Origin of the sequence: Roseinatronobacter ekhonensis, assembly GCF_900499075.1 — a bacterium.
In the GTDB taxonomy this organism is placed as follows: domain Bacteria; phylum Pseudomonadota; class Alphaproteobacteria; order Rhodobacterales; family Rhodobacteraceae; genus Roseinatronobacter; species Roseinatronobacter ekhonensis.
In genome coordinates this window covers 81,108-105,475 of record NZ_UIHC01000011.1, presented here as the reverse complement: position 1 = coordinate 105,475, position 24,368 = coordinate 81,108, and the positions used below count along the sequence as shown (strand labels likewise).

21 protein-coding genes and 1 pseudogene are annotated in these 24,368 nt (G+C 62.1%); 8 read left to right on the top strand and 14 right to left on the bottom strand.

Annotated features, from left to right (window positions below; all coding sequences use genetic code 11):
- Nucleotides 1-124: 124 nt before the first annotated feature.
- From ROE7235_RS07785 to ROE7235_RS07750, 8 genes are all read right to left on the bottom strand, one after another.
- Nucleotides 125-1,171, bottom strand: a complete 1,047-nt coding sequence (locus ROE7235_RS07785; protein WP_121094305.1) for a quaternary amine ABC transporter ATP-binding protein — start codon at nucleotides 1,169-1,171, stop codon at nucleotides 125-127.
- Nucleotides 1,172-1,183: 12 nt separating this feature from the next.
- Nucleotides 1,184-2,236 carry an ABC transporter permease gene (locus ROE7235_RS07780; protein ID WP_121094303.1) on the bottom strand — a complete coding sequence of 351 codons (1,053 nt, stop codon included), beginning with the start codon at nucleotides 2,234-2,236 and terminating at the stop codon, nucleotides 1,184-1,186.
- A gap of 76 nt (nucleotides 2,237-2,312) precedes the next feature.
- Nucleotides 2,313-3,275 carry an ABC transporter substrate-binding protein gene (locus tag ROE7235_RS07775; RefSeq protein WP_121094302.1) on the bottom strand — a complete coding sequence of 321 codons (963 nt, stop codon included), beginning with the start codon at nucleotides 3,273-3,275 and terminating at the stop codon, nucleotides 2,313-2,315.
- Between the two features lie 47 nt (nucleotides 3,276-3,322).
- Nucleotides 3,323-3,949, bottom strand: a complete 627-nt coding sequence (locus ROE7235_RS07770) for a DUF3726 domain-containing protein (protein ID WP_183073395.1) — start codon at nucleotides 3,947-3,949, stop codon at nucleotides 3,323-3,325.
- Nucleotides 3,939-5,621, bottom strand: a complete 1,683-nt coding sequence (locus ROE7235_RS07765; protein WP_220669543.1) for a hypothetical protein — start codon at nucleotides 5,619-5,621, stop codon at nucleotides 3,939-3,941. The genes ROE7235_RS07770 and ROE7235_RS07765 overlap by 11 nt, the downstream gene beginning before the upstream one ends.
- Nucleotides 5,618-6,622 carry a membrane dipeptidase gene (locus ROE7235_RS07760; RefSeq protein ID WP_121094300.1) on the bottom strand — a complete coding sequence of 335 codons (1,005 nt, stop codon included), beginning with the start codon at nucleotides 6,620-6,622 and terminating at the stop codon, nucleotides 5,618-5,620. Before ROE7235_RS07760 ends, ROE7235_RS07765 begins: the two co-directional genes overlap by 4 nt.
- On the bottom strand, nucleotides 6,619-8,070 hold the full coding sequence (locus ROE7235_RS07755; protein ID WP_121094298.1) for an aldehyde dehydrogenase family protein: 1,452 nt from the start codon (nucleotides 8,068-8,070) through the stop codon (nucleotides 6,619-6,621). Before ROE7235_RS07755 ends, ROE7235_RS07760 begins: the two co-directional genes overlap by 4 nt.
- 15 nt (nucleotides 8,071-8,085) lie before the next feature.
- Entirely contained in the window at nucleotides 8,086-9,087 is a 1,002-nt protein-coding gene (locus ROE7235_RS07750) for an Ldh family oxidoreductase (protein WP_121094296.1), read from the bottom strand.
- Nucleotides 9,088-9,149: 62 nt separating this feature from the next.
- Here ROE7235_RS07750 and ROE7235_RS20920 point away from each other — a divergent pair.
- Both ROE7235_RS20920 and ROE7235_RS07745 read left to right on the top strand, forming a co-directional pair.
- Nucleotides 9,150-9,353, top strand: a pseudogene (locus ROE7235_RS20920) (helix-turn-helix domain-containing protein); the annotation flags it as partial.
- Between the two features lie 36 nt (nucleotides 9,354-9,389).
- Entirely contained in the window at nucleotides 9,390-10,085 is a 696-nt protein-coding gene (locus tag ROE7235_RS07745) for a LysR substrate-binding domain-containing protein (RefSeq protein WP_245963905.1), read from the top strand.
- Nucleotides 10,086-10,140: 55 nt separating this feature from the next.
- On the opposite strand, the gene ROE7235_RS07740 is transcribed toward ROE7235_RS07745, so the two are convergent.
- Genes ROE7235_RS07740 through ROE7235_RS07725 form a run of 4 tightly spaced genes read right to left on the bottom strand, consistent with a single transcriptional unit; the run spans nucleotide 10,141 to nucleotide 14,336 of the window.
- Nucleotides 10,141-11,106: a sugar-binding transcriptional regulator gene (locus tag ROE7235_RS07740; protein WP_121094292.1), complete on the bottom strand. Its 966-nt coding sequence runs from the start codon at nucleotides 11,104-11,106 to the stop codon at nucleotides 10,141-10,143.
- Between the two features lies 1 nt (nucleotide 11,107).
- On the bottom strand, nucleotides 11,108-11,773 hold the full coding sequence (locus tag ROE7235_RS07735) for a class II aldolase/adducin family protein (RefSeq protein WP_121094290.1): 666 nt from the start codon (nucleotides 11,771-11,773) through the stop codon (nucleotides 11,108-11,110).
- A complete protein-coding gene (locus tag ROE7235_RS07730; RefSeq protein ID WP_121094288.1) occupies nucleotides 11,773-12,825 on the bottom strand; it encodes a zinc-binding dehydrogenase in 1,053 nt (350 codons plus the stop codon). The genes ROE7235_RS07735 and ROE7235_RS07730 overlap by 1 nt, the downstream gene beginning before the upstream one ends.
- A complete protein-coding gene (locus ROE7235_RS07725; protein WP_183073391.1) occupies nucleotides 12,822-14,336 on the bottom strand; it encodes an FGGY-family carbohydrate kinase in 1,515 nt (504 codons plus the stop codon). The genes ROE7235_RS07730 and ROE7235_RS07725 overlap by 4 nt, the downstream gene beginning before the upstream one ends.
- Before the next feature lie 97 nt (nucleotides 14,337-14,433).
- Here ROE7235_RS07725 and ROE7235_RS07720 point away from each other — a divergent pair, with 97 nt between their 5' ends.
- The 4 genes from ROE7235_RS07720 to ROE7235_RS07705 all read left to right on the top strand — a co-directional run bounded on the left by ROE7235_RS07720 (nucleotide 14,434) and on the right by ROE7235_RS07705 (nucleotide 18,961).
- The gene (locus ROE7235_RS07720) at nucleotides 14,434-15,408 is read left to right on the top strand and encodes a sugar ABC transporter substrate-binding protein (RefSeq protein ID WP_121094284.1); all 975 of its coding nucleotides are present in this window, start codon (nucleotides 14,434-14,436) and stop codon (nucleotides 15,406-15,408) included.
- Nucleotides 15,409-15,489: 81 nt separating this feature from the next.
- Nucleotides 15,490-17,013, top strand: coding sequence for a sugar ABC transporter ATP-binding protein (locus tag ROE7235_RS07715; RefSeq protein WP_121094282.1), 1,524 nt, complete (start codon nucleotides 15,490-15,492; stop codon nucleotides 17,011-17,013).
- Nucleotides 17,010-17,990, top strand: a complete 981-nt coding sequence (locus tag ROE7235_RS07710) for an ABC transporter permease (protein ID WP_121094280.1) — start codon at nucleotides 17,010-17,012, stop codon at nucleotides 17,988-17,990. Before ROE7235_RS07715 ends, ROE7235_RS07710 begins: the two co-directional genes overlap by 4 nt.
- Complete coding sequence (locus ROE7235_RS07705; protein WP_220669542.1) at nucleotides 17,987-18,961, top strand: ABC transporter permease; 975 nt, start codon at nucleotides 17,987-17,989, stop codon at nucleotides 18,959-18,961. Before ROE7235_RS07710 ends, ROE7235_RS07705 begins: the two co-directional genes overlap by 4 nt.
- Here ROE7235_RS07705 and ROE7235_RS07700 read toward each other — a convergent pair.
- Complete coding sequence (locus ROE7235_RS07700; protein WP_121094278.1) at nucleotides 18,958-21,204, bottom strand: molybdopterin-dependent oxidoreductase; 2,247 nt, start codon at nucleotides 21,202-21,204, stop codon at nucleotides 18,958-18,960. The two genes, ROE7235_RS07705 and ROE7235_RS07700, sit on opposite strands and share 4 nt — an antisense overlap.
- Before the next feature lie 3 nt (nucleotides 21,205-21,207).
- On the bottom strand, nucleotides 21,208-22,263 hold the full coding sequence (locus ROE7235_RS07695; protein WP_183073389.1) for an alcohol dehydrogenase catalytic domain-containing protein: 1,056 nt from the start codon (nucleotides 22,261-22,263) through the stop codon (nucleotides 21,208-21,210).
- Nucleotides 22,264-22,382: 119 nt separating this feature from the next.
- Between ROE7235_RS07695 and ROE7235_RS07690 the strand changes: the two genes are divergently transcribed.
- Together ROE7235_RS07690 and ROE7235_RS07685 are read left to right on the top strand one after the other, a co-directional pair.
- Nucleotides 22,383-23,309, top strand: coding sequence for a transketolase (locus ROE7235_RS07690; protein ID WP_121094274.1), 927 nt, complete (start codon nucleotides 22,383-22,385; stop codon nucleotides 23,307-23,309).
- Nucleotides 23,310-23,321: 12 nt separating this feature from the next.
- Nucleotides 23,322-24,326, top strand: coding sequence for a transketolase family protein (locus tag ROE7235_RS07685; protein WP_121094272.1), 1,005 nt, complete (start codon nucleotides 23,322-23,324; stop codon nucleotides 24,324-24,326).
- Nucleotides 24,327-24,368 lie beyond the last annotated feature (42 nt).

Sequence of the window (24,368 nt, the reverse complement as noted above, 5' to 3'; positions counted from 1 at the left end):
GCAGCGCCTCAAGCGCCACAGCAGCTTTAAACTTGTCTGAAAAGTTCCGTCGCTTTGTCATTCTCGTATCCATTCGTGCGCGTTGGATACATCTTAGCACGCTGTCCAAATTTGCCGGACCACTTCACATGCCGTTTTCTGCAGCCTGCATCGGCACCAAGGCCCGCACGAGTTTTTTCATGTTCAGAAAACCGACATGCGCGCCGTCGCGATGCACCTCATAGCTTAGGGCGGTATCGCCGCCGGACAGCGCAATAACGGATTCGAGCGTGTCATCTGCATCGACTTTGCCAGCGGTGCTGGGCGCCTCTGCGGGCGATGTATCCATCACAGAGCGAACACGCAGCACCCGCGCGCGGTTAATGTCGCTGATGAAATCCACGATATATGGATCATTGGGGTTGAGCAGGATCTCTTGAGGTTCGCCCTGCTGGACAACGATGCCGTCTTTCAGGATGACAAGATGGTCCGCAAGCTTGAGAGCTTCGTCCAGATCGTGGCTGATAAAGACGATGGTCTTGTGCAGTTCTTTCTGCAATTCCAGCAGCAAATCCTGCATATCGGTGCGGATCAGCGGATCAAGCGCCGAGAATGCTTCGTCCATCAGCATAATCGGCGCGTTCGAGGTCAATGCGCGCGAGATTCCGACGCGTTGTTGCATGCCGCCCGACAGTTGATGCGGATACTGGCTTTCCTGCCCACCTAGACCAACACGGTCCAGCCATTTGCGTGCGTCCTGCTCATAGGCGGCACGATCCTCGCCGCGCACCGCTCGGGCCATTCCGGTATTGTCCAGCACGGTCTTGTGCGGCAGCAACGCGAAGTGTTGGAACACCATCGACATTTGGCGTCGCCGCAGGTCGCGCAACCGCGCCTCGCCAAAATCGAGGATATTTTCGCCATTGACCAGAATTTCGCCCGCTGTCGGTTCGATAAGCCGGTTCACATGCCGGATCAGGGTCGACTTGCCAGAACCCGACAGGCCCATGATGACGGTGATCTCGCCCGCCTTCATCTCTACATTGATGTCGCTCAGACCAAGCACATGGCGGTGCTCGTTCATCAGGTCGGCCTTGCTCATGCCTGCGCGGACGCGCTTCAGCGCCGCGACCGGATTGGCGCCGAATATCTTGTAAAGATTGCGAATTGAAACGCTTGCGTTGTGATCCATGTCCGTCCCCGATCAATGACGCGGCACGCTTGCGGCGGCGTTGACGCGCGCAAGTGCAGCCTTGGTGACGCGGTCCAGTATCACCGCCAGTAGCACAATCCCCAGACCGGCCATCAGGCCGACGCCCAATTCCAGATTGCGAATTCCGCGCAAGACCAGCACGCCCAGACCCGGCGCCGAGACGAGCGAGGCGATGACCACCATCGCAAGGCTCATCATGATGGTCTGGTTCACGCCCGCCATGATATTGGGCAACGCAAGGGGGATCTGCACCCGGACGAGTTTCTGATGCCGGGTCATACCGAAGGCTTCGGCCGCTTCTATCACGTCCTTATCGACCAGCCGGATGCCCAGATCTGTCAGCCGGATGACCGGAACGATGGCATAGAGGATAATGGCAATCCCGTAGAGTTTGGGCTCTGTCACTGAAAACAGGAAGATCAGCGGGATGAGATAAACAAATGTGGGCAGGGTTTGCAGCATGTCGAGGATCGGTATCGAAATGCGTTGCATGGTGTCGCTTCGCGACATCGCAATTCCGATAGGCACCCCGAACACCACACATAAAAAGGCGCACACAAAGATGATCGACATGGTCTGCATCGCGAATGTGTAATGGTCCACGAACAGCAGGAACCCAAGCGCAGTGGCGACAAAGCCCATCAGCGCCCAAGAGCGCGACGCGACCCAGACCAGAACCAGCAATAACGGCAGCATGACCCACCATGGCGTGGTGGTGAATATCTGCAACGCCGTTTCCAGCACCCAGCTTAGCGGTTGCGTAATCGGGTCCAACACCACTTTCAGCGGGTCTTTGACATTCAAAAAACTCTCTTCCAGCCCGCGTGTCAGATCGCGGGAGCGCGAAATCGCGGGGCACGCCTGGTTCAGAGCGTCGAGCGACGGGAACGGCAACTCCCACAGGGATTGGAGCATGGTCTTTTCGGCCTGCCCGCCACCGCTACCGGCGAGCAGATCGGCCATACTCATAGGGCCGGTCGTCGCATCCTGGTCGCACCAGTCGCGCAGCCCAAGCCCGTTGAAGATGAAATCATAAGTCGCCATTTTCCGTCACTCCTCGTGCGGGCGGGGTGTTCGGAGGCGGGCACCGCAGTTATACGGTGCCCGCCCCGGTTCGCTTTTATTGGAAGATCGCGCTTAGTTTCTCGGTCGCGGCGTCGTTGATCCAGCCTTTCCAAGTGTCTTGGCTGGTGGTCAGGAAGTAAACCGCTGCCTCTTCCGCCGAAGCGCTGTTCTCGACCTGCCATGCCAACAGGTTGCTCAGCTCTTGTGTGCCAAAAGAGATATTGCTGATCAACTCAAAGACTTCGGGGTTGCGCTCTGCAAAATCCGACGTGACCACGGTCAACACCGGCGCTGCGGGATACGCAGAGATGCCGGGCGTCGCGCAGTCCTGTGTCTGGTTGCATGCGTGAATCTCGGGATCGTGCGGTCCCATATCCACGGCGACCATGTTGTAGCGGCCCAGAACCGCAGTCGGGCCCCAGTAGTAGCCGAACCAAGGCTCTTGCGCTTCATAGGCCGCAGCCATAGACGCGGGCAACGTATCGCCGGAACCGTGGTTGAACACCTCCATCCCGTTGCCTTCGAAATCGAACGCCTTCACAAGGTTATCGTTGGCGATCCGGCAGCCCCAGCCATCTGGGCAGTTGTGGAACCGTCCGCCGACCAGTTCTGGATTGGCCAACACACCTTCAATTGTTGCCAATTCGGGGTGCGCTTCGACCAGATAGTCGGGCACCCACCAGTGTTCGCTCCCGCCTTCGGCAAATACATCTGCTGCCTTGACCAGCCGACCTTCTTCTTCAAGCCGGAAATACGCGGGTGCGGAATTGACCCAAAGTTCGGGCACCACATCGGGCTCGTTGTTTTCCGCCAGCGACGTGATGGCGGTGGTGGTTGCGGATGGCACGATCGTCACATCGCAGCCATAGCCCTGCGTCATCAGGAATCCCGTGATCCGCGTGATGATCTGGCCAGAGGCCCAGTTCATTTCCGCAACAGAAACTTCTCCGCAGTCGGCAAGCGCCGCTCCGGGCAAGGCAAGGCCCGCAAAGGCCGTCGCGATCAGTGTCTTTTTCATGTCTCATTCTCCCTTTTGGATGGACAGGTGGGGTGGTTCGGTGTCGTCTAGTCGTTGTCTTCCTCGTTGGCGCCCGCACCGGCCTGTGACAGGGTGGAACTGGGCACGGTGAAGGCCGCCACCAACAGTGTCAGCCGGGCGTATTGCGCAGCTGACACAAGGCCATGGTGGTGATCGGGCCAATCCGCGCGCTCGAACAGCTCGGCAGGTGCCGATGTGATCGTGACGTCTGCGCGGGGTCGGGTTGCAGTGGTCCCCGACACGGCGGGGGGGCAACCGGGCACCAGAGCGGCCCGCGTGTTGTCCCAGTCCAGCACCACCGCTGTCGCGGTTCGGTCGGCCACCTGCGCCGCGAAAGGCAGAAGGAAACCGGGGGCTGTCAGTTTGTGGCAAGATGTTTCGGGCCGCGACAGACTGTCTGGCAGCAAGGCATGATCTGCAATCTTCATGCCAATGCGCAACGGACAGTCAGTGCCCTTGCCCGGTCCGTCAAGCACCGCAAGCAGCAGGCTGGCCCAGTCCAGACCGGCGCGTGCCAGCCAGCAGGCGGCGTTCGCGCCTTCCTCTGCTGCGCCCCAGTCGCGCCCGGCGCCGCGTATTGCGCGCGTGGTCAACGCGCTGATCTCTGACAGCGATAATTCCAGCGCGGTTGTGGACGGCGTGTCACAGATCATGCGCCGCCTCCGCCATTTCATCCGGGTAGGGTGCGCCCTGAAACAGGCTGATACGCACCCAGCGATCCGACCGCGGGTCGAAACGGCTGGCCCCGAAAAACGCCAGCTTGCAGCGCAAGATATCGATCGGCAGCATATCCGCCGCGATCAGATTGTCCCGGATCTCGGCAAACGGATGTCGCGCGGCGATCTGGGCGCGACGCAGGATGGGCCGAAATTCGGGATGCGCAAGCAGCACATGTGCCACGGGCAGATCATCGGGCTCGTCGGACAGCGCCGCCCAAAGACCAGCGGCCTGTCGGGCAACATCCAGCGGCAATTCGCGCGACGCGCCCGGTTCATGATAGCGCTCTCCCAGACGCGGTTCCAGCTTGTCTTCGGACACATACCAGAACCGGGCAGAGTGATGACGCGCGGTGAAATCGACATCCAGCGCCCAAGCGTAGCGGCTCGTCAGGATAGCGCGCAATTCGCCTATAGTCATCGCACCGTCGATGGCGAAGAACGCATCCTCATCGGCATCCATACAGTCGCCCAGCCCGTCGATCAGGGCGCCGTGTGGTTCCAGCATCGCGGCAAGCAAGGCTTCCTGCCCTTCCAACTGCAAGGCGTCTTGTCCCCAGTGCCAAAGATCGTCCCACGGATGGGCGCTTTGGCGGTCCCAAGCGTGCAACGCGTGGTCCATGATCTGCGCAAGGCTGTCGCGAAGTTCTGCCAGTTTGACCAGCTGGACCCCATGCGCGCTGTGCCACAGGCGCGCATTTTCCTGGGCCAAATGCAGGGCGTTCAGGAAGCCGTCATATTCGGGGCGGCCGACACAGGGCTGCGACCGGACACGCGCTAGCGCTTCTTCGCGCGCCAGCATCCAGTTGTTCAGCAAGACAGGATGACGGATCACGAAGGGGGCCATGCCCAGCCCGGTCGAATTGCCCACCCCCAGCCCGCGCCGCAACTCCGGCGCCAGCCGCGTGGCGCGGTCGCCGCCGCGCATATGGGCCAAATGTTCCACCAGATCGACCGTAAAGGCGCGAGTCAGCCATACCGACATCATCTCTGCCTGAAATGGCGCGCTCAGTTCCGGGCGTCCGGCAATCGCCGCACGATCCGCTGCGCCAAACTTGCCCGACCCGTAAACGGCGGTTGTGCGCATGAGATAGCCGGTTTCCAGCAGCATGGCGGCGTCGGGCTGCCTGCCTTCGGCCAGTCGCGCGACCACATGGTCGAACACCCGCACGGAACGGTTGGCGCGGCTCAGGCTCAACTCTCGTGGGCTGATGCGCCCGGCTTCCTGTCGCGGCACATTTGCCGCCAGCCGGTCAATATCTTCCGGTGTCGGGGTGCCGTCGAACAACGCAAAGGTCGCGTCCCATGCCGTTGCGATGACGCGGTCAGAGCGCGCCTCTGCGGGCAGATCATGCGCAAAGGCGACAAGGCTGTAGCTGCGCACGGGTCCGGTCAGCCGATACACCGCGCAACCTGTACCCTGTGCGTCGATCTGCCAAAGCGGGCGATCAAACTGCCAGTTCTCGGCTTTTATGCGGCGCAGGAACTGGCGCAGAAACGACAGCCGTGTCGGGTGGCTGCATCCCATGCGCGCCAGTCGCATCACCTCGTCCGGGCCACGCCGGAAAGCGCTGGCCTGCGGCACGGGGTTCAGCCCTGCGCAACTCATTGCGCGGCCTCGCGTCGCAGGCTGCTTGCGGCGCCGAACCCGTCGGCAAAAAAGCGCGCCCAGTTGCCGCCCATCACGGCGCCGACATCCTCGGCCGAGAACCCAACGGCGCGCAGGCCGTCCGCGATCTGCCCAAAATCACGGTTGTCGCGAAACCATTCTGGCATCGGGGGGAAGCCGGGATTGTCGGAACTGCCCTCGCCATAATCGCGCGACTTGGTCCAGCGGCCCGCGCGCATCCAGTCCACCACGCTATCGGGCTGGTCCTGACACAGGTCCGTCCCGATGCCGATCTGCCCTGTCCCCATCAGATCGGCGGTCCGCGCCACCATCTCGCAGAACTCGGCCACGGTGCACTCACCGCCGCCGCGCAGATGATGCGGGTAGACTGAAAACCCCAGCATCCCCCCGCTTTCCGCCAGCGCGCGCAAAACCCGGTCGGATTTATTGCGCAGGGCAGGGTGCCAGCTTGACGGGTTGGCATGGGTTATCGCGATAGGACGGGATGAGTGTGCAATCGCATCCAGTGTCGAGCGTTCGCCCGAATGGCTCATATCGACCACCAGGCCGACACGGTTCATCTCGTGCACCACCGCGCGTCCCATGCGGGTCAGGCCGGTATCCATCGCCTCGTAGCATCCCGACGCAAGTAGCGACTGATTGTTATAGGTCAGTTGCATGAAGCGCAGGCCAAGACGGTGCAGCACTTCGACAAGGCCGATATCATCCTCTATGCAGGATGGGTTCTGCGCGCCGAAGAAGATGGCGGTGCGCCCCGTCTGGTGGGCCAGGTCAATATCCCTTGCGTCAAAGCCCTGAAAGATCAGGTCGGGAAACTGCTCGAACCAGCGGTTCCAAGCCTCTATGTTCAGCACCGTTTCGCGGAAATTCTCATGGTAGGTGATCGTCACATGCACCGCATCGACACTGCCCGCGCGCATCTGCCGGAAAATCTTTTCCGACCAGTTGGCATATTGCAGGGCGTCGATGCGCGGTGTCATGCCGGCGCCCCCGAGTGGATGTAGGCTGTCTTGACGATTGTGTAGAATTCTTCTGCGAACCGGCCCTGTTCACGCGGCCCGTAGCTGGATGCGCCACGCCCGCCGAATGGCACATGATAATCCGTCCCGGCGGTGGGCAGGTTGACCATGACACAGCCCGCCCGCGCATTGCGCCGGAAATGCGTGGCGCGCGCCAGATCACGGGTCATGATGCCGGCGGTCAGGCCGAATTCGGTGTCGTTGGCGATATGCAAGGCCTCGTCATAGCCGCCTGCTTTCAGCACACAGGTAATCGGTGCGAACATTTCCTCGCGGTTGATGACCATATCGTTGCGCGTGTTTGCAAACACGGTGGGGGCCATGAAATAGCCTTCGGTCGCGCGCTCCAACCGCGTCCCGCCGCAGAGCAGTTCCGCCCCTTCGGCGCGGCCCTTGTCGATATAGGCAAGGTTTCCGGCAAGCTGGTCGGCACTGACCACGGGGCCAATCTGCGTGCCGTCTTCCAGCGCATGATCGACCTTTAGCGCCTGCGTGCTGGCCACCAGCTTTTCGACAAAGGCGTCGTGAATGCGCTCATGCACGATCAGACGGCTGGCAGCGGTGCATTTCTGGCCCGTCCCGCCGAATGCGGCATTCGTGGCATGGGCCACCGCCAGATCAAGGTCGCAATCGTCCATGATGACCATCGGGTTCTTGGAGCCCATCTCCATCTGCAACTTGGTCATGTTGGGAATCGCCGCCTGCGCTATGCCGCGGCCCACCGGAACCGATCCGGTAAAGCTGATCGCATCCACCTGCGCGCTTTCGGCAAGGGCTTGACCAATCTCACGCCCGGCGCCCATGACCAGATTGAACAGCCCTGCCGGAATGTCCTGTTTCGCGATGATCTGGGTGAGCGCCACAGCGCTGGCAGGTGTCTGGTTGGCGGGTTTCCAGATCACGGCATTGCCAAAGGCAAGTGCAGGCGCAATTTTCCACGCAGGGGTGGCCACGGGAAAGTTCCATGGGCTGATTATCGCCACCACACCGACAGGTTCGCGGCGCACGTCAATTTCTATATCAGGGCGGACGCTGTCGGCGGTCTGGCCCAACTGGCGCAATGCTTCGGCTGCAAAATAGGTAAAGAACTGGCCCGCGCGGTAAACTTCGCCCTTGCCCTCTGCCTGCGGCTTGCCTTCCTCGCGCGCGATCAGCCTGCCGATCTCTTCGGCCCGCGTCATCATTTCCAGCCCGATTGCCATCAGCACGTCATGCCGTTTTTGCGGGCCTGTGGCCCCCCAATCGGCCTGTGCCTGCCGCGCTGCGGTCAGCGCCTGCGCAAGTTGGGGTGCATCGGCCTGCGCAAACTGCCCGATGACATCCGACAGGTCCGACGGGTTGCGGTTTTCAACCGTGCCTGCCCCGTCAAGCCATTCACCAGCGATGAAGTTGCGTGTTTCCAGTGTCATCCTGTTCCTTCCCGCCTAAGCGGTTTTGATCCTGTCCATCAATGCGGCGTTCACCAGAACACCCTCTGTTTCGGTCCGGTGGCGGTTTGCGGCGCGGCGTGCGCCGGGCAGGCGCGCGCCGGGTTGATCCTGAATCGTATCCGCCAGCCGCGATACCGCGGCCGCGAACGCTTCGGCGGCGAACGCGCCGGGGTCGATACCGATGAAAAACTGGCCAGTTCCCGGCGGGCCGCCTTTGGGGCCCGAAAACGGGCTGGCGTCGATCCCCAGATTGCCGCCCGTCAGGGCCGCCGCGAGGATTTCGACCATAAGCCCTGTGCCAAAACCTTTCTGGCCGCCAGCGGGCACCATTGACCCGCCCAGTGCAGCATCGGGGTCAAGCGTTGGCGCGCCGTCGGCATCCAGCGCCCAGCCCGGTTCCAGCGCCTCGCCACTGCGGGCGCGCAGGATAATTTCCGATTTGGCGATGGCACTTGCTGACTGGTCAATCACCAGTCGCGCGCCCCCGGCACCATCGGGCACGGCCAGCGCGAAGGGGTTGGTCCCGATGGCTGGACGGTGGCCGCCCGTCGGCGCGATAGAGGCGGGGGCGTTGATGAAACACAATCCCACCAGCCCCGATGCGGCAAGCCGTTCGGCATGATGCCCCAGAACACCGCAATTATAGGACCGGCGGACCGCCATGGCTGCCAGCCCCTGACTGCGGATCGTGTCGTCGAACAGCGGCCACGCGGCATCTATCGCGGCATGGGCGAACCCGTTCGCGGCATCGACACGGATCGCGGCGGGGCGCGGCTGTGTCACCTCGGGCAGTGCAGTGCCCAGAACCTTGCCACACTGAAGGTGTTCGGCATAAACCGGGATATACATCAACCCGTGGCTGCGAATGCCATCTCGTTCCGCCAGACGTGTGGACCGTGCGACCGGCGCGGCCTGCGCACGGGTTGCACCAGCCTGCAGCAATGCTTGCAAGGCAAGCTCTTCGACCTGATCCAGCGAAAGTCTTGTGTCTTCCATCGTGCCTCCGATGGGGAAGGCTATGGGGCTAGCTCTTTCAGCGCAATCGAATTAAAGTGAATATGATTACAGTTTTTCTGAAGGAGGGCGCGATGATCCGGATTCAAACCCTACGCGTTTTTGTCACGGTCGCCGATTGCGGCAATATCCGTGACGCTGCCAAAATCCTTGGGCGTACGGTGTCTGCGGTCTCGATGACACTCAAGCAACTCGAAGAGCATTTGGGGGCGTCATTGTTCGAAACGGATCGCAAGCACACGCTGACAGCGCTGGGCGAAGAGATTTGCAAACTCGCAAGGGATTTGCTGCGCGAGCATGACCGCATCACCGACAGCATTTCTGCGATTGCTGCGGGCCGGGAGGGGACATTGAAAATCGCCGCGGTGCCGTCTGTGGCGGCGCAACTTCTGCCTTCTTTGCTCAGCTCCATGCTGGTCGAGCACCCGGGCATCCGTATCGACCTGTTGGACACCGACAGTGTCAGCGTTCATATGCTGGTAGAGAACGGCGAGGTGGATATTGGTATTGGCGGTAAGCCCGTCGCCGGTCGCGGCCTTCGCTTTACGGCCCTCTTCGACGACCCTTTCAGATTGGTTTGCCGAAAGGATCATCCGCTTGCGGATCATGCGGCCCCTCTGAGCAAAGCGGATTTGCAGGGGCACCGGCTGATCAGGAACAACTCCACAGCCGGGTTTTCTGGGTTGGATGATGAAATGCCGCAAGGTGCGTCGATGTTCAGTGCGCGCAACGTCATTTCGCTTTTGGCGTTGGTGCGTGCCGGGGCGGGTGCAACGATCCTGCCCGCCCTTGCAACACGGGCGATAGACGAAGAACTTTGCGCGCTAAAGCTCGATGACGTCGCGGCGCGTCGGACCGTGGGATTCATCTTGCGGCAAAAGGGCAGTTCCAGCCCCGTTTGCGCGGCTTTTCAAAAGCGCTTCTTGTCCGTGATCATTGACCATGGCATGGCGGCTTCGCGTCCGTCGGTGGCAACGTGACTTGGGTTGCGGTGAAACTTTTGCGCCTTTGGGGCGAAGCGGTCCTTTCGGCGCCTTAGCGCAACAACGCCTCTGCCAAAGCACGGTCGACACATAGGTGTGACACGAAGCCGCCGCGAATGGCCGCGCGGGTCGCGTCGGCGCGGTCGGCGCCGCCAACCACAAGCAAGCGCCGGTCGGCACGTCGGATGCTGTCCAATTCAGTCGAGATTAGCCTGTCATCGGGCGCCATGCGCAAGACATGCCCTTCGGCATCTATGAACCGGCAGCACAGAATACCAACGGCACCCGCCTTTCGGGCCGCTGTCAATTCATCCGGGCTGACCATTTGCGCGCGGGCCAGATGGGTTTCCTCGCTGACATTGCCGATGGATGCCACCGCCATGTCGAGTTGCGAGAGGGCGTCAAGCTGCGCGCGGATGGTCGGTTCGGTCCGAAACATCTGGGCGACCTTGGCGCTAGAGGCGATGGCCGGCGCGTGAAGCGTAAAACATGCTGCACCCAGCATATTCGCAATCGCGATGGCGCAGGATTCCGATGTCGGCACGCTTTCCGACATTTTGGAGCCGATCATCTGGTAGACCTTTACGCCCGATGTCGTTGCCCGCGGCACATGTTCGGACAGGGCATGCACGGTTTCGCCCCATGCGACGCCAAGCCGGTCATTTCGGCGTACGAGGTCTGCCAGCGCGATCGCACCTACACGCCCTAGCAGGCGCAGCATTTCGGCGCGGGGCATGCCGCCTTCGGGATCGCTTTGCGCGACATAGACATCGTCGAGGCCGAAAGCCACGCGCAGGTCCAGCCCAAGGCTGGACGCCGCCAGACTGCGCCCGTCCACACGGATATCCACGATCCCCGACTCGCGCGCTTCGCGCAGCATGTTCACGACCGTCGCGCGGCTGACCTGCAAACGTTTGGCGATGTCGTTCTGGGTCAGCCCTTCGCCGAAATACATCAGCGCCACATTCGCCAGAAGCGCATGTTTGTCGGTTCGAAAGCTGAGCGGTTCATCCTGCATGTCAGGAGCTTACGGGCTTCGTTCCCGACTGGCCATAGTTCTTGCGAAACCACGCATAGCAGCGGTCAATTTCAGCTTGTGGAAGTTCTTTGACCGGGCCGCGCAGCATCGCCAGATGCGTGGTTTTCGCCGCCTCTTCCAGATACATCGCAATTGCCGTCGCCTCTGCCGCCGATTTGCCCATGGTGAACACGCCATGTGCCTTGACCAGTGCTGCGTGACCGCCTTGAGCCGCGTCCAGAACCGCCTGTCCGGTATCCACCTCGCCCGGTGTCGCGTAGCGCGAACAGGGCACGTCGCGACCGATCATGTGGGTAATGGGCGTCAGCACGGCCGGAATACGCTCGCCGCGCGCGGCAAAGCTGGTGGCATAGGGCGAATGGGTATGCGCCACGCCGAACACGTCGGGGCGGTGGCGGTAGATATAGAGGTGAATGCCGGTATCGACCGAGGGCCGCATGGTGCCGTCCAGAATATTGCCATCCAGATCGACCACCACCATCGTCTCGGGCGTGAGCTTGTCGAATTTCACACCCGACGGCTTGATGACGACATGTCCGGTATCCGGGCAGCGCCCCGATACGTTGCCGCCCGATCCGACGACCAGACCGGCTTTCGGCAACTCGTGGTTCTGCTCGCAGACGTCGCGCTTCAGGGCGTCCAGCATTACGCGGCCTCCGGTGTGCCGTGGGGATAGACCACGATCTTGAGCGATTTTTCGGCCTCGACCAGCAAGCGAAACGCCTCTGCCGATTGGGCAATGTCGAACCGGTGCGAAATGGCCCGGTCCGCCGCGATGCGTCCGGCTTCCAGCAGGCGAATGTAGCTGTAAGTGTCGGTATGGTCGGACGAATAGCGCGACGTGACCGTGATCTGATCGAAATAGGCACGTTGGCCGTCGCGCACCCAATCGGTTTCGGGCGGCAGGGGTGCGCCCAGATGCAGGCAGCCGCCGACCTCTACACAGGCCAGCGCGCTGTCCCATGCGGGCGGGAAGGGGGCCGTGACCACGACCGTATCGGCCAACCGCCCGTTATTTGCGGCGCGCAGGGCTTCGGTCGGGTCGCTGTCGCGCGGGTTGATCGTATGGGTTGCACCAAACCTGCGCGCCTGTTCCAGCCGCCAGTCGGAATAGTCGATGGCAATGACCTTGCCCGCCCCGAATAGCGGCGCCATGTGCACGAATCCCTGCCCCATGAACCCCGCACCGACCACGGCGACCGTGTCGCCCGGCTGGATATGGCAGACCTTCAGGCCGGACAGGACGCAGGACCACGGCTCTATCGTGACCGCCGCTTCGGTCGATATATTGTCGGGCAGGATATGCGCGTCCATCGCGATGTGCTGGGCGGTCACGCGGTAGTAGTCGCAGACCCCGCCGGGATCGAGCTTCATCTGGCTGTAGAACGGGTCGCGCGTGAAATGCCCGCGCCGCGACAGATGGCTGTTCACGCGCCCGACGTGGTGGTTGATGAACACCCGGTCGCCCAGTTTGAAATCCGTGACACCCGCGCCCAGTTCGACGACTTCGCCGACGGGTTCATGGCCCAGAACCTTGGGTTCCGATTTTTTATACCACGCCATAGCCTCGCCCCCGCACAGGCCGCAGGCGAGGGTTTTAAGCAGCATCTCTCCGGGGCCGATTTCGGGGACGGGGCGTGTTTCGATGCGGATATCGTCATGGGCATGATAGACCGCCGCTTGCATCATGTTGCTCATGGATGATCCTCTGATAGGGACAGGGTGCGTGCCGTGGCGCGCGTGGCATTCGAAAGCGCCATATAACGGGTGAAAACGCGGTCATAGGCGCGCGCGGTTTCTGGGTCTGGCGGGAAATGGTGCAGCTCTTCGTCGCGCTGCGTCAACGAGGCAACTGGCCCCAGACCGGCGGCCGCAGCCCCAAGGCACGCGGCGCCCCATAACCCGTGATCGGAATCCTTTGTGACCACAACTTCGGTTCCGGTCACATCGGCGATGATCTGCGACCAGAGCGGGTTGCGCGACCCACCGCCTGCCAGTTTGACTGGTCCGTCCACCGTGTGCCCTTCGGCTGTCAGGCAATGCCGCAGGCTGAGCGCGGTCCCTTCCATCACGGCGCGGCCCATATCTGCCTTGCTTGTCTGTGCGCGCAAGCCGTGGAAACTGGCTGAAACCTCTGGTGCCACAAAGGGCGCACGCTCGCCGTTCAGGTAGGGCAGAAAGGTTACGCCATTCGCGCCCGGCGGAACGTCGCGCACCAAGGCATTCAGCTTGTCAGCCACTTCGCCGGCATTTGTTCCCGACAGGCTTAGGGGGTGCAGCCCGGCGAACCAGTCAAACGCGCTGGCCCCGGTCGTGGGCGCAAAAATCCGGATAATCGCGTCGGAGGACGCGTGCAGAGCCGAAGCGCCAACAGGGCTTGGAGTGGGCGTGACGTGATCGGTCAGAATGTTGACGACAGCGGTCGTGCCCATGATGAACATGCTATCACCGGGCTGTTGAAGGCCCATTCCGACGATCATTGCCGCCAGATCCAGCGTCGGGACATTGACTGACAGGCCCTCTGGCAATCCCGTTGCCGCGGCGGCTGCCGCAGTGACTGTGCCAAGCGGGCTATCTGCCGGGCGCGGATCGGCAAGTTTGGGGGCAAGGCTTTCGCAGCCCATCGCGGTCAGCGCATTGGTGCTATAGCGGCGGCTGTGCAGGTCCAGAAACGGGATTGTGGCGTTGCTGAAATCCGTGGCAATCACGCCGGTCAGGCAATAGCCGATCCAGTCGGCGCAGGTCATGGCATGGGTCGCACGCGCCGCGCGGTCGGGTTCGTTGTGTTCCAGCCAACGCCACAGCATCCCCGATGTTCCCGGCCAAAGCGCGGTATGCGACGCAAGGCCAACAGCATCCAGCGCGCCAGAGGCTTCCAACCCTGCCATATCGCGGGCCGCGCGTGTGTCGTTCCACAGCATGGCGGGGCCACATGGCGCGCCATGCTTGTCCAGCAGCCAAAGCCCGTCGCCTTGCCCGCAGATACCCAGCGACGCGATGGGCCGGTCGTGCAGTTTGTCGCGCAAAGCGCGCAAGCTGGTGCAAACGCCGTGCCAGACTTCGGTCATGTCTTGTTCTGACCGGCCCCGCCCGTCGCCAATGCTGCGCGAAGGCGCTTCCGTACGCGCCGCAATCCGGCCCTGCGCGTCATAGGCGGCAGCTTTTATCGCCGTTGTTCCGATATCCAGCCCAAGACTGACAGCTTCCATATGCGCCTCCCATTTCAGACACTTGCCAAATAAATTGACAAAAGTAAATCCCTGTGCTTCCACTAAGGCATGCATGACAGCATACTGGGAGGAAGACATGAAAAACGCATATGTGCTGGCGGGGGTCGTCGCCTCGGTCGCGTTCGCGACACCTGCCTTGGCAGACGATCACCTAACACTTGAAGGCCGCACCATCGGTGTCGCGGTCGTGGGTACGCAACACTTCTGGGACCGCGAAGCGTTCAACGGTGCGGTCGACACCGTCGAAGCTCTTGGCGGCACTGTGCGCGCGGTCGATGGCGGGCGCGACAATCAGGTGCATGCCGACAACCACGATATTCTGCGCGCGGCGGGAGTGGATGCTGTGATCTCGATCCTCGGGGATGGCGCGGTCGAGCCGAAATTCGAAGCGCTACGCGCGGCGGATATTCCGGTTTTCACGGTGGATCACCCCAGCCCGCATTCCATCAACAACACCACATCCGACAATTACTATATGGGCACCACGATCGGGCGCCTGATGGCTGACGCGCTGGAAGGCGAAGGCAAGGTCGCGGTATTCAACGCGTTTGAGAACGCATTGCGCATCTGTGCGATCCGCACCCAGCTTTGGAAATACGTGTTGCAGGACTATCCCGGCATCGAGATTCTGGAACCCGAACTGGCCGAGGAATTTGCCAACGCGCCCGAAGACGCGCGCCGCCAGACGCTGGACCTGCTAAGCCAGTATCCGGAAGGCGAGCTTGATGCGATCCATGTCGGGTGCTGGGACCAACCCGCAATCGGTGTCGTTCAGGCACTGGAAGAAACCGGGCGCGACGATGACGTGATTGTCACGGCGTTGGATGCTGGCCCCGATACCCTTGAAATCATGGCGGAAGAGGGCAGCCCCTTCGTCGCTAACGTGGCACAGCAACCGCGTCTGATCGGCACGATTTCTGCGCAGAATGTGGCACGCCATTTCGCGGGTGAAACGCTGCTGTCGCAAACCTATGTCGATGTGATGCCTGTTGACGGGCGTGACGGTGCGATTGAGACTTACGGAGAGCTGGGCTACGGCAGCTTGGAATAAGCTGCACGTCCTTTGCGACCATAGCCGGCCGGGGACAGTGGACCTGGCCGGTTCTTTCCACCCGTTACCGGACCTGCGCCCATGACCGAAGCCGCCCTTTCGCTGCAAGAGATCGTGAAGACCTTTCCCGGTGTGCGCGCATTGGACAGTGCCAGCCTGACCTTGCAACCTTCCGAGATACACGGTCTTGTGGGTGAGAATGGCGCGGGTAAATCGACGATTATCAAAGTCTTGGCTGGTATATACACACCAGATTCCGGTCAACTGCGGATCGCCGGGCAACACATACACCCCATCACCCCGGCCAGCGTGCATGACGCCGGGATCAGGTTCATCCACCAGGAATTGCACCTTGTCCCGCATTTCACCGTCGCCGAAGCGATCTTCATGGGGCAGGAACTGGCGGGGCCTTTCGGGCTGCGCAAAGGCCAGATGCGACACCGCGCCGAAGAGTTTTTGCACGACCGGCTGGGGGTAACGATCCACGGCAACCGACTTGTGCGCGACCTTGGCACGGCGGAACGCAAGCTGGTCCAGATTGCACGGGCGTTGATCGACGGGCAGGCCAAGGTCGTGGTCTTTGACGAACCCACGGCACCGCTGGCGAGCGCCGAGGTCAAGACGTTGATGGATGCTATTTTCCGGCTAAAACAGCAGGAGATCACCATCCTCTATGTCTCGCATTACCTGAACGAGATCATGGGGATCTGTGACCGCGTGACGGTGTTTCGCAACGGGCGCAATGTCGCCGTGTTCGACGATGTGGACGATGCGCTGGGCCCCAAGATGATCTCTGCCATGGTGGGGCGCGATCTTGACGATATTTACCCCGCCAGAACCCGCAGCTTTGCAGAGACAGTCATGACGCTCGACAAGCTGACCGGGCCAGGCTTTGAAGATGTCTCACTTTCCCTGCGCAAAGGAGAGATTCTGGGCGTGGCCGGTTTGATCGGATCTGGCCGCGAGGAACTGGTCGACACGCTCTACGGGCTGGCCCGTGCCAAAGGCGGCACGCTGCACCTGCATGGCAAACGCGCGCGCATTCGCACGCCGTCGGACGCCATCGCGCAGGGAGTAGTGCTTGTGCCGCGAGACCGGCGCAATGACGGGCTGGTGTTGCCAATGACGGTGGGCGAAAACATCACGCTTGCAACCCTTGACGAAGACGCGACATTCGGCGTCGAAAACCGTGCCCATGCAAGAACGCGTGCGGCGCGCAAAGTGTCGGAACTGGATATTCGCCCCGCCAACACCGGGGCCATTGTGCGCTTTCTAAGTGGTGGCAACCAGCAAAAGGTTGTGCTGGCGCGCTGGCTGGCACGGGATGCCGATATCTTCGTGCTCGATGAACCGACAGTCGGCGTCGATATTGGTGCGCGGGCCGAAATATACAGCGTGGTCAACCGTCTGGCGCAGGATGGCGCCGGGGTTCTGGTATCTTCGTCCGATCCGGGCGAACTGATCGGATTGTGCGACCGCATTCTGGTCATGTTGCGCGGACGCGTGGTCGCAGAGCTTGACCCGGCCCGACAGAGCATGGACGACCTGATCGCACTCAGCACCGGCGCCACGAATGCGCCGCAAGGACAAGAGGTGCCCGTATGAGCGCCACGATTCCACCCAGACGCCGCGCGCTCGAGCAGCTTGTCGGTTTCGCTCCGGTCCTGATCTTCGCGGGTATGTTGGTGCATATTGGCATTCAGGCCCCAGGTTTTGTCTCATTGCTGACGCTCGGTCTGGTGTTGGAACAATCCTTGCCGGTGGTTCTGGTCTGTATCGGCATGTCCATTGTTGTCATGGCTGGCGGCGAGGATGTGGTTGCTGGCGGGATAGACTTGTCTATCCCGGCGACCACGGTTCTGGCTGCGGGGATATTAGCGCAATGGCTGGCCGCTGATGGCGGCTTTGTCATGGCATGCCTGCTGGCCCTAGGCGCTGCTTTGCTGGTGGGCGCAACGAATGCCGCGCTGGTCGCGTGGATCGGCCTGACCCCGCTGCTGGCCAGTCTTGCCATGTTCGGCGCGGTCGTGGGCGTGAACAACATGGTCACGGCCAGCCGCCGCATAAATGTCGACCATCCAATTATACTGTGGCTGCGTGATGCAGAAATCGCGGGTATTGCGGTTGGTATCCTATGTGTCGCCGCCTTCGGTCTTGCTGCGTATCACCTGTTGCACCGCACCCGGTTCGGGCTTCATCTGCAAGCGGGGGGCGGCAGCGTCGAGGCCGCCGAGATGGTCGGACTCAGCGCGCGCCGCCATCTGGCCATCGCGTTCCTGCTCGCAGCACTGACGGGGTTCATCGCGGGATTTTTCGTGCTTGCGCGCGGCTCCGGCTCTTCTCCGGGGGTCGAAGACAATCTCATGCTGGAAATGGTGCTGGCCACCTACCTGGGCGCTGCGTTTTCGCCGCGCCGTGTGGTCACATTGTGGGGCGCGGTTCTGGGCGCGCTTTTGGTCGGAGCAATCACGATCGGGTTCAAATCCATGGGCGTCAATGTGTTCTGGCTCGGGCTGATCAAAGGGGCGCTTATCCTGACCGTTGTGGCGTTTGCGGCACTTGCCAAACGAGGCCGCGCATGAGCATGGCGAACAGCCCCCCCATGAAAGACCGCATTCGCGGCATCTTTGTCCGGTTCGGTTTCTTGCTGATCTTTGCGGGCTTCGTGACCTTTTTCGCGGCGTGGAACCCGGTATTTCTGCAAGGCCAGAACATGCTCAACATAGTCGAAGGGTCGGCGGTGCTGCTGATCCTTGCGTTGGGCATGACCCTGATCGTTGCAACCGGCGGGATTGACCTGTCCGTGGGGATCGCCCTCGATTTCGGCGCCGCCTTCGCGATTGTCGCCATGAAGGAATATGACGCGGGCTGGGTGACGGCTGCCTGTGCGGGTGTCGCGGGCGGGTCGCTTGTCGGGATCATGAACGCCATTCTTGTGGTCGGGCTGCGTGTCAGCCCGTTCATGGCCACCATCGGGACGTTCTTCATCGGCTCTTCGGTGCAGCGCATTTTCACCAATGGCGGAGGGCCGATTTCGCACCGGCGCATGCCCGACGGGTTCCGAGAGATTGCAATGGGCGATGTGATGGGCATTCCGCTGGAAGTGATCATCGCGGCCACTCTGGCGCTGGTCTATTTCGTGGTGTTGGAAATGTCGGTCTGGGGGCGGCGGGTGCATGCAATGGGCATGCAGCGCCCCGCGGCCATTGTCGCAGGCATTCCGGTCAGTCGCATTCTGATCGTCGCGTATATCGTCGCGGCCGCCACCTGCGCCGTGGCAGGGTTGATCGGCGCGGCCTCCATTCGCATGTTCACACCGCTGGCCGGGTTTTCCTACCTGCTTGATGCGATTGCCGCAGTGTTCATCGGCGCAGCCCTTCACCCACGCGGGCGGCCCAATGTTCTGGGCACGGTCGCCGGTGTTCTGTTCCTTGGCATCGTCACCAACGGCCTGAACCTGATGGGGTTGAATTTCAACACCAAGGACGCGCTGTCGGGGATCATCCTTGTCGCGGCGCTCGCGCTTGCCGTCGCGCAGCGCAAACTGCGCTAGCCCTGCCGTATTGCAGGTGGTTGCGCTATGGAAAGCGGTGGCAGATCGCCGTGCCACTGCGCAATATGCACAAGCGTTGTATGCGCGGTATTCCCCTGGCTAAGGGTCGAGCAGCCAATGTCGCGGGTCAGGACATTCGGGTTGCCCGCACGCTCCAGCCCGTCTTCGTCAGGGTCGAACCACGCCCCTGTGGGCAGCGCCACGCAATCAAGCCGGATGGTGGGTGTCAGGCGCAGACCTGCCAGACAGGCACCGCGGGCGTTCCAGAGCCGGACAATGGTGCCCTCGGTCAGATTGTGGGCGCGCGCGGTTTCAGGGTGCAGGTAGCAACTCTCGCGCCCGTCAATCTTGTCGGCTTGCGATTCCACGCCGCGATCATTCTGCGAGTGCAACCGCGTGTCGGGCTGCCCCGAAATCAGATGCAAAGCGCCCTCTGGTGCATCCAGCAGCGATTCGAATGGCGGCATCCATGCGGGATGCCCGGCACAATCCGGCAGCTTGGCACGCGCGATCGCGGTGTTGAACAGCGTGATCTTGCCGCTCTCGCTGGGTAGCGGGTGGTGCGCTGGGGCTTGCACGAAATCTTGAAGAAAAACGCGCGTGTCACCGGCATCCGGCATGTCGAACCGGCCCATCTCGCGGAAGCGGTCGTAATCGGGCAGGTCAGTTCCGTGGCGCTCGGCTTCGGCGCGCGTGCCGTCCCACAGCCAACGCAGCCAGCCTTGGGTGTCGCGGCCTTCGGTAAACGCTTCGGCAACCCCCAGTTCCGTCCCGATCCGGCGCAAAATGTCATGGTCATCCAGCGCCAAGCCCATTGGGTCTATCCGCTGCGACATGTAGATCAACGCCGGATCACGGCGCGACAGCATCAGGTCGTCGCGCTCCAGCGGGGTGGTTGCGGGCAGCACGATATCCGCCCGACGCGCGGTCGCGGTCCAACTATGATCCTGCACGATCATGGTTTCAGGGCGACGCCATGCGCGTTCCAGCCGAAACAGGTCCTGATGGTGGTGGAACGGGTTGCCGCCAGCCCACCAGACCAGCCGGATGTCCGGATAGCGCCGCTCTGTCAGGTTGTAGCGGTAGGGCGCGCCGGGGTTTTCCAGCATGTCGGCAATGCGCGCAACGGGGATGAAATCTGCCACGGGATTGCGGCCCTGCGGCAGCGACGGCCAGTCATAGAGCTTTGCGGGCCGCCCCACAGCCGTTGTGGACCCGTAGCCAAAGGCAAAGCCCGTGCCCGGCTGGCCAATCTGCCCCAGCATCGCCGCCAGCGCCAGACCGGCCCAAAGCGGCTGTTCGCCATGGTCGGCGCGCTGCATCCCCCAATTCAGGGTGATCATGGTGCGGTTTGCGGCCATGTCCCGCGCGAGCGCGCGAATGCGCGCGGCGTCCAGATCACACAGCGGCGCGGCCCAGTCTGCAGATTTCGCGACGCCATCAGCAGCGCCGCTCAGGTAGTCACGGAACTCTGACCAACCGCTCGTGCAGCGCGCCAGAAAACCCTCATTCTGCAACCCTTCGGCCCAGAGCGTATGCGCCAGCGCCAGCAAAAGCGCGGTGTCGGTGCCGGGGCGGATGGCCCACCAATCTGCGCCCGGATAGTCACTGTCTTGCGGAGAGATATTTACTACCCGCGCACGCAGGCGGCCCAGCCAGCCCGCCACCTCGTGCCCGGCGGTGCCAGACGAGTTGATTTGCGCGGTCCGGGGCGAAATGCCCCCGAACGCTACCAACAAAGTGCAATGTTCCGCCACCAGCGGCCAGCTTGTCATACCGTCCTGCACGGCCCGGTTGCTAAGCCCCAGCACATGCGGAAACAGCACTTCGGCGGCGGCGTGCGAATAAGTATCACGCGCGCCGACAAACCCGCCGCACAGGTTCAGGAACCGCCGCAACTGGCTTTGGGCATGATGGAAGCGGCCCGCACTGGCCCAGCCATACGACCCCGCGAAAACCGCGCCATTGCCATGCGCGTCGCGCACCCGCGCCAGTTCCTGCGCAGCGAGCCCAGCCGCCCGGTCCCATGACACCGACACGAACCCGTCGCGCCCGCGCCCTGCGCCGCCATCGCCAGCCAGCCAGCCCTCGCGGATTGCGGGCGTCAGAATGCGGCTGTTGCGGTCGCGCGCCGCACTCAGCCAGCCGCGCCCGATGCGGGCAGGGGCTGGATCATCGGACACAGGCGCAAGCCCGTTCCCGTCAAACTGATAAGCCCCCCAATGGGACGCGGTGTAGCGCATGAATCACAGCCTTGGGTCGAGCGCGACTTTGATCTGCACCTCGCCCGCATCGGGTTTGCGGGTCAAGCCCTCTTCAAACGCGTCGAGCGGCATGACATGCGTCACGCAAGCATCGCCGTCGATCAGCCCCCGCGCCATCAGGTCCAGCGCGGTGCCGTAGGTGAAGGGCGCGAGATGGCCGCCAAGGATGTTCAGTTCCTTGAACTCGCCAAAGATGTTCAGGTCTACCGCGACGGGCTGTTTGTAGACGCCGAACACCAGAAGCGTGCCGCGCTTGCGCAACAGTTCCAGCCCTCGGGTGAAGGCGGCGGTCTGGCCCGACGCTTCCAGATACACATCTGCCCCGCGCCCGCCCGTCAGGTCAGCCACGGCCTGATCCAGCTTCGGGTCGTCGGGCGCAAAGGCCATGTCGGCCCCCAACTGCAGCCCAAGCGCGCGCTTGGCGGCACCGGGGTTTACCAAGATCAGCTTGCGCGGGGTTTTCAGCCGCGCGGCCTGCAACATCCCCATGCCGATGGGGCCGGCCCCCGACACGATCACGACATCGTCGAACTGGATATTTGCGCGCTGCACCCCGTGAATGGCATTGGCCAAAGGTTCGGTATAGCACGCGGCGCGGTCGCTTAGCCCCTCGGGCACTTTGTGGATCAGCGCGTCGGCGGGATAGATCATATATTCTGCCCAGCCACCGTCCTTCGTGGCCCCCAGCACATCCATGCTGTCGGTCAGATGATAGAGACCTCGCTGGCGGTAGAAATCATTGCCATAGGCGATATTCAATTCCGCCACCGCACGGTCGCCAATGGCCAGCCCGTGACGTTCTGCCGCGCCATCGCCCATGGCGACGACGGTGCCGGTAAATTCATGCCCCGGCGTAAACGGGAACGGCAGCGTCCAAGGCCCACTGCCGTCATACATCGCGCGATCAGCGGCACAGATGCCGGATAGGTCCACACGCACAAGCACTTCGCCCGGGCCGGGGTCGGGAACGGGTTGATCCCGCACAAGGCGGTGCTGGCCGCCGAACCCGAAACACCTGACAGCGCGCATCTTGGTCATGGCATCCTTCCCTCTTTCGCATTCCTTGTTCCGATGATGGCAGCAAGGCTTGATCTCGGCAAGGTTCTGCAATACAAATGACATTAAAATAGACAAATGTAAACAAAAAGGGCGTGGTGATGCAGAATACCAAAGACACCGCCGAGGTGGCACTCGGCATCCGGCGTCGGGTGTATGAACACACGATTCGCAACAATGGCGGGTATCTAAGCCAAGCCTGTTCTGCGGCAGAGCAGCTGGCATGGCTGTATAACGAGGCGCTGACATTGGGCGAGCCGACCTTGCCGATGGTGCCCAAGCCATTCGGCGGTGTGCCGTCTGCCGACAACCCCGATTACCACACCGGCGCAGGCTACAACGGTCCCGCCACGCCGGAATACGACCGCCTGTTCATCGCGCCCGCGCATTACGCGCTCGTCGCCTATGCCACCTTGATCGAAATGGGCCGCATGGCCCCCGAAGGTCTGGAGATGTTCAACAAGGACGGATCATCGGTCGAGATGATCGGTGCCGAACACAGCCCCGGCATGGAAGTGCATAACGGCACTTTGGGCATTGGCCTGTCGACTGCCGCAGGTCTGGCTTGGGCACGCCAGAAACGGGGCGAGCCGGGGCGCACATGGGTGTTCATGTCGGATGGCGAGGTGCAGGAAGGCCAGACATGGGAAGCGGTGCAAGCCGCGCGCCATCACGGAATAGAGAACCTGTATGCGATCATGGATGTGAACGACCAGCAATGCGACGGGGCCATGTCCTCGGTGATGGAGGTGGGCGATATCCGCCGCAAGTTCATCGAGTTCGGCGCGGCTTGCGTCGAAATCGACGGGCACGATCTGCAAGCGATGCGCGACGCCATGGCCGAACCGCATGACGGACGCCCCCTGATCATTCTGGCGCGCACCTCTCCGTTTCACAGCATGCCGATCCTGGAAGAGCGTTTCCCGCGCCTGCATTACCTGCGCTTCAAATCCGAAGACGAACGCGCACGTTTCAACACCGCCATTGCCAAGGATCTTGGCGTGGACCCTGTCGATTACACCCATTAACCGGAGGCCAGCATGGTCGAGATGGTCAACCGCCCCTATGCCAGCGCTTTTGAGGCTTATGCCGCGGGCAATCCAGATATCCTGTGTTTAAGCGCCGATCTGACATCCTCGTGCGAGGTGGACGGGTTCCGCGACCGCCACCCCGACCAGTTTCTGTCTCTGGGCATGGCGGAACAGAACATGATGAGCTTTGCGGGCGGGCTGGCGCTGGCCGGGTTTCGCCCCTTCATCCACACATTCGGGGTGTTCATGTATCGCAGGCCCTATGACCAGTTGATGGCGTCGGTCGCCTATCCGCGCCGCAAGGTGCGGCTTATGGGGTTCCTGCCGGGTGTGACCACGCCGGGCGGCATGACCCATCAGGCGATAGAGGATATCTCTGTCATGCGGTCGATCCCGAACATGACCATTCTGGAAACCGGTGATGCGACAGAGGTCGAATCGATCTGCGAAGCGGCTGACAGCATAGACGGCCCCGTATGGTGTCGGGTGCTGCGTGGTGCAGTCCCGCGCCTGTTCGACACGCCGATCCGCGTGGGCGAGATGCGCGAACTGGCCTTGGGCGACGATGTGCTGGTCGTGACCTCTGGCATCTGCACAGAAGAAGCCATGCGCGCCCGCGCGGCATTTGCCAAGGCCGGTCTGTCCATTCGCCATCTGCACCTGAACACGATCAAACCATTCGATTCGGCGGCGCTGCTGGATCATATCGGCTCTGTCAGGCACGGCGTGGTCACGCTGGAAAACCACGTCACCGAAGGCGGTGTCGGCAGCCTTGTTGCCGAAACCATGGCCGATGCTGGCGTGGGCAAGCGCCTTGTGCGGCTGGGTCTGAAAGACACATACGCGCATGGTGGTTCTCGCCCCTACCTGATGCGGTATTACGGGCTGGATGCGCTTGCGCTGGTGCGTGGGATCGAATCCCTGACCGGTCAGGAATTCGGCATTACCGAAGACGACCTGTCTTCGGCACGGGTTGATGACGTGCATTCGCTGGTCAAGGCTGAGGCGCTTTAAGACAGGCGTCATCCAAAGCGCCGGTTAGCTGATGTGCTGATT

Excerpts from the sequence above, each read along its gene's own strand:
- ROE7235_RS07785 (WP_121094305.1), bottom strand. The coding sequence starts at position 1,171 with ATGGATCACAACGCAAGCGTTTCAATTCGCAATCTTTACAAGATATTC.
- ROE7235_RS07780 (WP_121094303.1), bottom strand. The coding sequence starts at position 2,236 with ATGGCGACTTATGATTTCATCTTCAACGGGCTTGGGCTGCGCGACTGG.
- ROE7235_RS07775 (WP_121094302.1), bottom strand. The coding sequence starts at position 3,275 with ATGAAAAAGACACTGATCGCGACGGCCTTTGCGGGCCTTGCCTTGCCC.
- ROE7235_RS07770 (WP_183073395.1), bottom strand. The coding sequence starts at position 3,949 with ATGATCTGTGACACGCCGTCCACAACCGCGCTGGAATTATCGCTGTCA.
- ROE7235_RS07765 (WP_220669543.1), bottom strand. The coding sequence starts at position 5,621 with ATGAGTTGCGCAGGGCTGAACCCCGTGCCGCAGGCCAGCGCTTTCCGG.
- ROE7235_RS07760 (WP_121094300.1), bottom strand. The coding sequence starts at position 6,622 with ATGACACCGCGCATCGACGCCCTGCAATATGCCAACTGGTCGGAAAAG.
- ROE7235_RS07755 (WP_121094298.1), bottom strand. The coding sequence starts at position 8,070 with ATGACACTGGAAACACGCAACTTCATCGCTGGTGAATGGCTTGACGGG.
- ROE7235_RS07750 (WP_121094296.1), bottom strand. The coding sequence starts at position 9,087 with ATGGAAGACACAAGACTTTCGCTGGATCAGGTCGAAGAGCTTGCCTTG.
- ROE7235_RS07740 (WP_121094292.1), bottom strand. The coding sequence starts at position 11,106 with ATGCAGGATGAACCGCTCAGCTTTCGAACCGACAAACATGCGCTTCTG.
- ROE7235_RS07735 (WP_121094290.1), bottom strand. The coding sequence starts at position 11,773 with ATGCTGGACGCCCTGAAGCGCGACGTCTGCGAGCAGAACCACGAGTTG.
- ROE7235_RS07730 (WP_121094288.1), bottom strand. The coding sequence starts at position 12,825 with ATGAGCAACATGATGCAAGCGGCGGTCTATCATGCCCATGACGATATC.
- ROE7235_RS07725 (WP_183073391.1), bottom strand. The coding sequence starts at position 14,336 with ATGGAAGCTGTCAGTCTTGGGCTGGATATCGGAACAACGGCGATAAAA.
- ROE7235_RS07720 (WP_121094284.1), top strand. The coding sequence starts at position 14,434 with ATGAAAAACGCATATGTGCTGGCGGGGGTCGTCGCCTCGGTCGCGTTC.
- ROE7235_RS07715 (WP_121094282.1), top strand. The coding sequence starts at position 15,490 with ATGACCGAAGCCGCCCTTTCGCTGCAAGAGATCGTGAAGACCTTTCCC.
- ROE7235_RS07710 (WP_121094280.1), top strand. The coding sequence starts at position 17,010 with ATGAGCGCCACGATTCCACCCAGACGCCGCGCGCTCGAGCAGCTTGTC.
- ROE7235_RS07705 (WP_220669542.1), top strand. The coding sequence starts at position 17,987 with ATGAGCATGGCGAACAGCCCCCCCATGAAAGACCGCATTCGCGGCATC.
- ROE7235_RS07700 (WP_121094278.1), bottom strand. The coding sequence starts at position 21,204 with ATGCGCTACACCGCGTCCCATTGGGGGGCTTATCAGTTTGACGGGAAC.
- ROE7235_RS07695 (WP_183073389.1), bottom strand. The coding sequence starts at position 22,263 with ATGACCAAGATGCGCGCTGTCAGGTGTTTCGGGTTCGGCGGCCAGCAC.
- ROE7235_RS07690 (WP_121094274.1), top strand. The coding sequence starts at position 22,383 with ATGCAGAATACCAAAGACACCGCCGAGGTGGCACTCGGCATCCGGCGT.
- ROE7235_RS07685 (WP_121094272.1), top strand. The coding sequence starts at position 23,322 with ATGGTCGAGATGGTCAACCGCCCCTATGCCAGCGCTTTTGAGGCTTAT.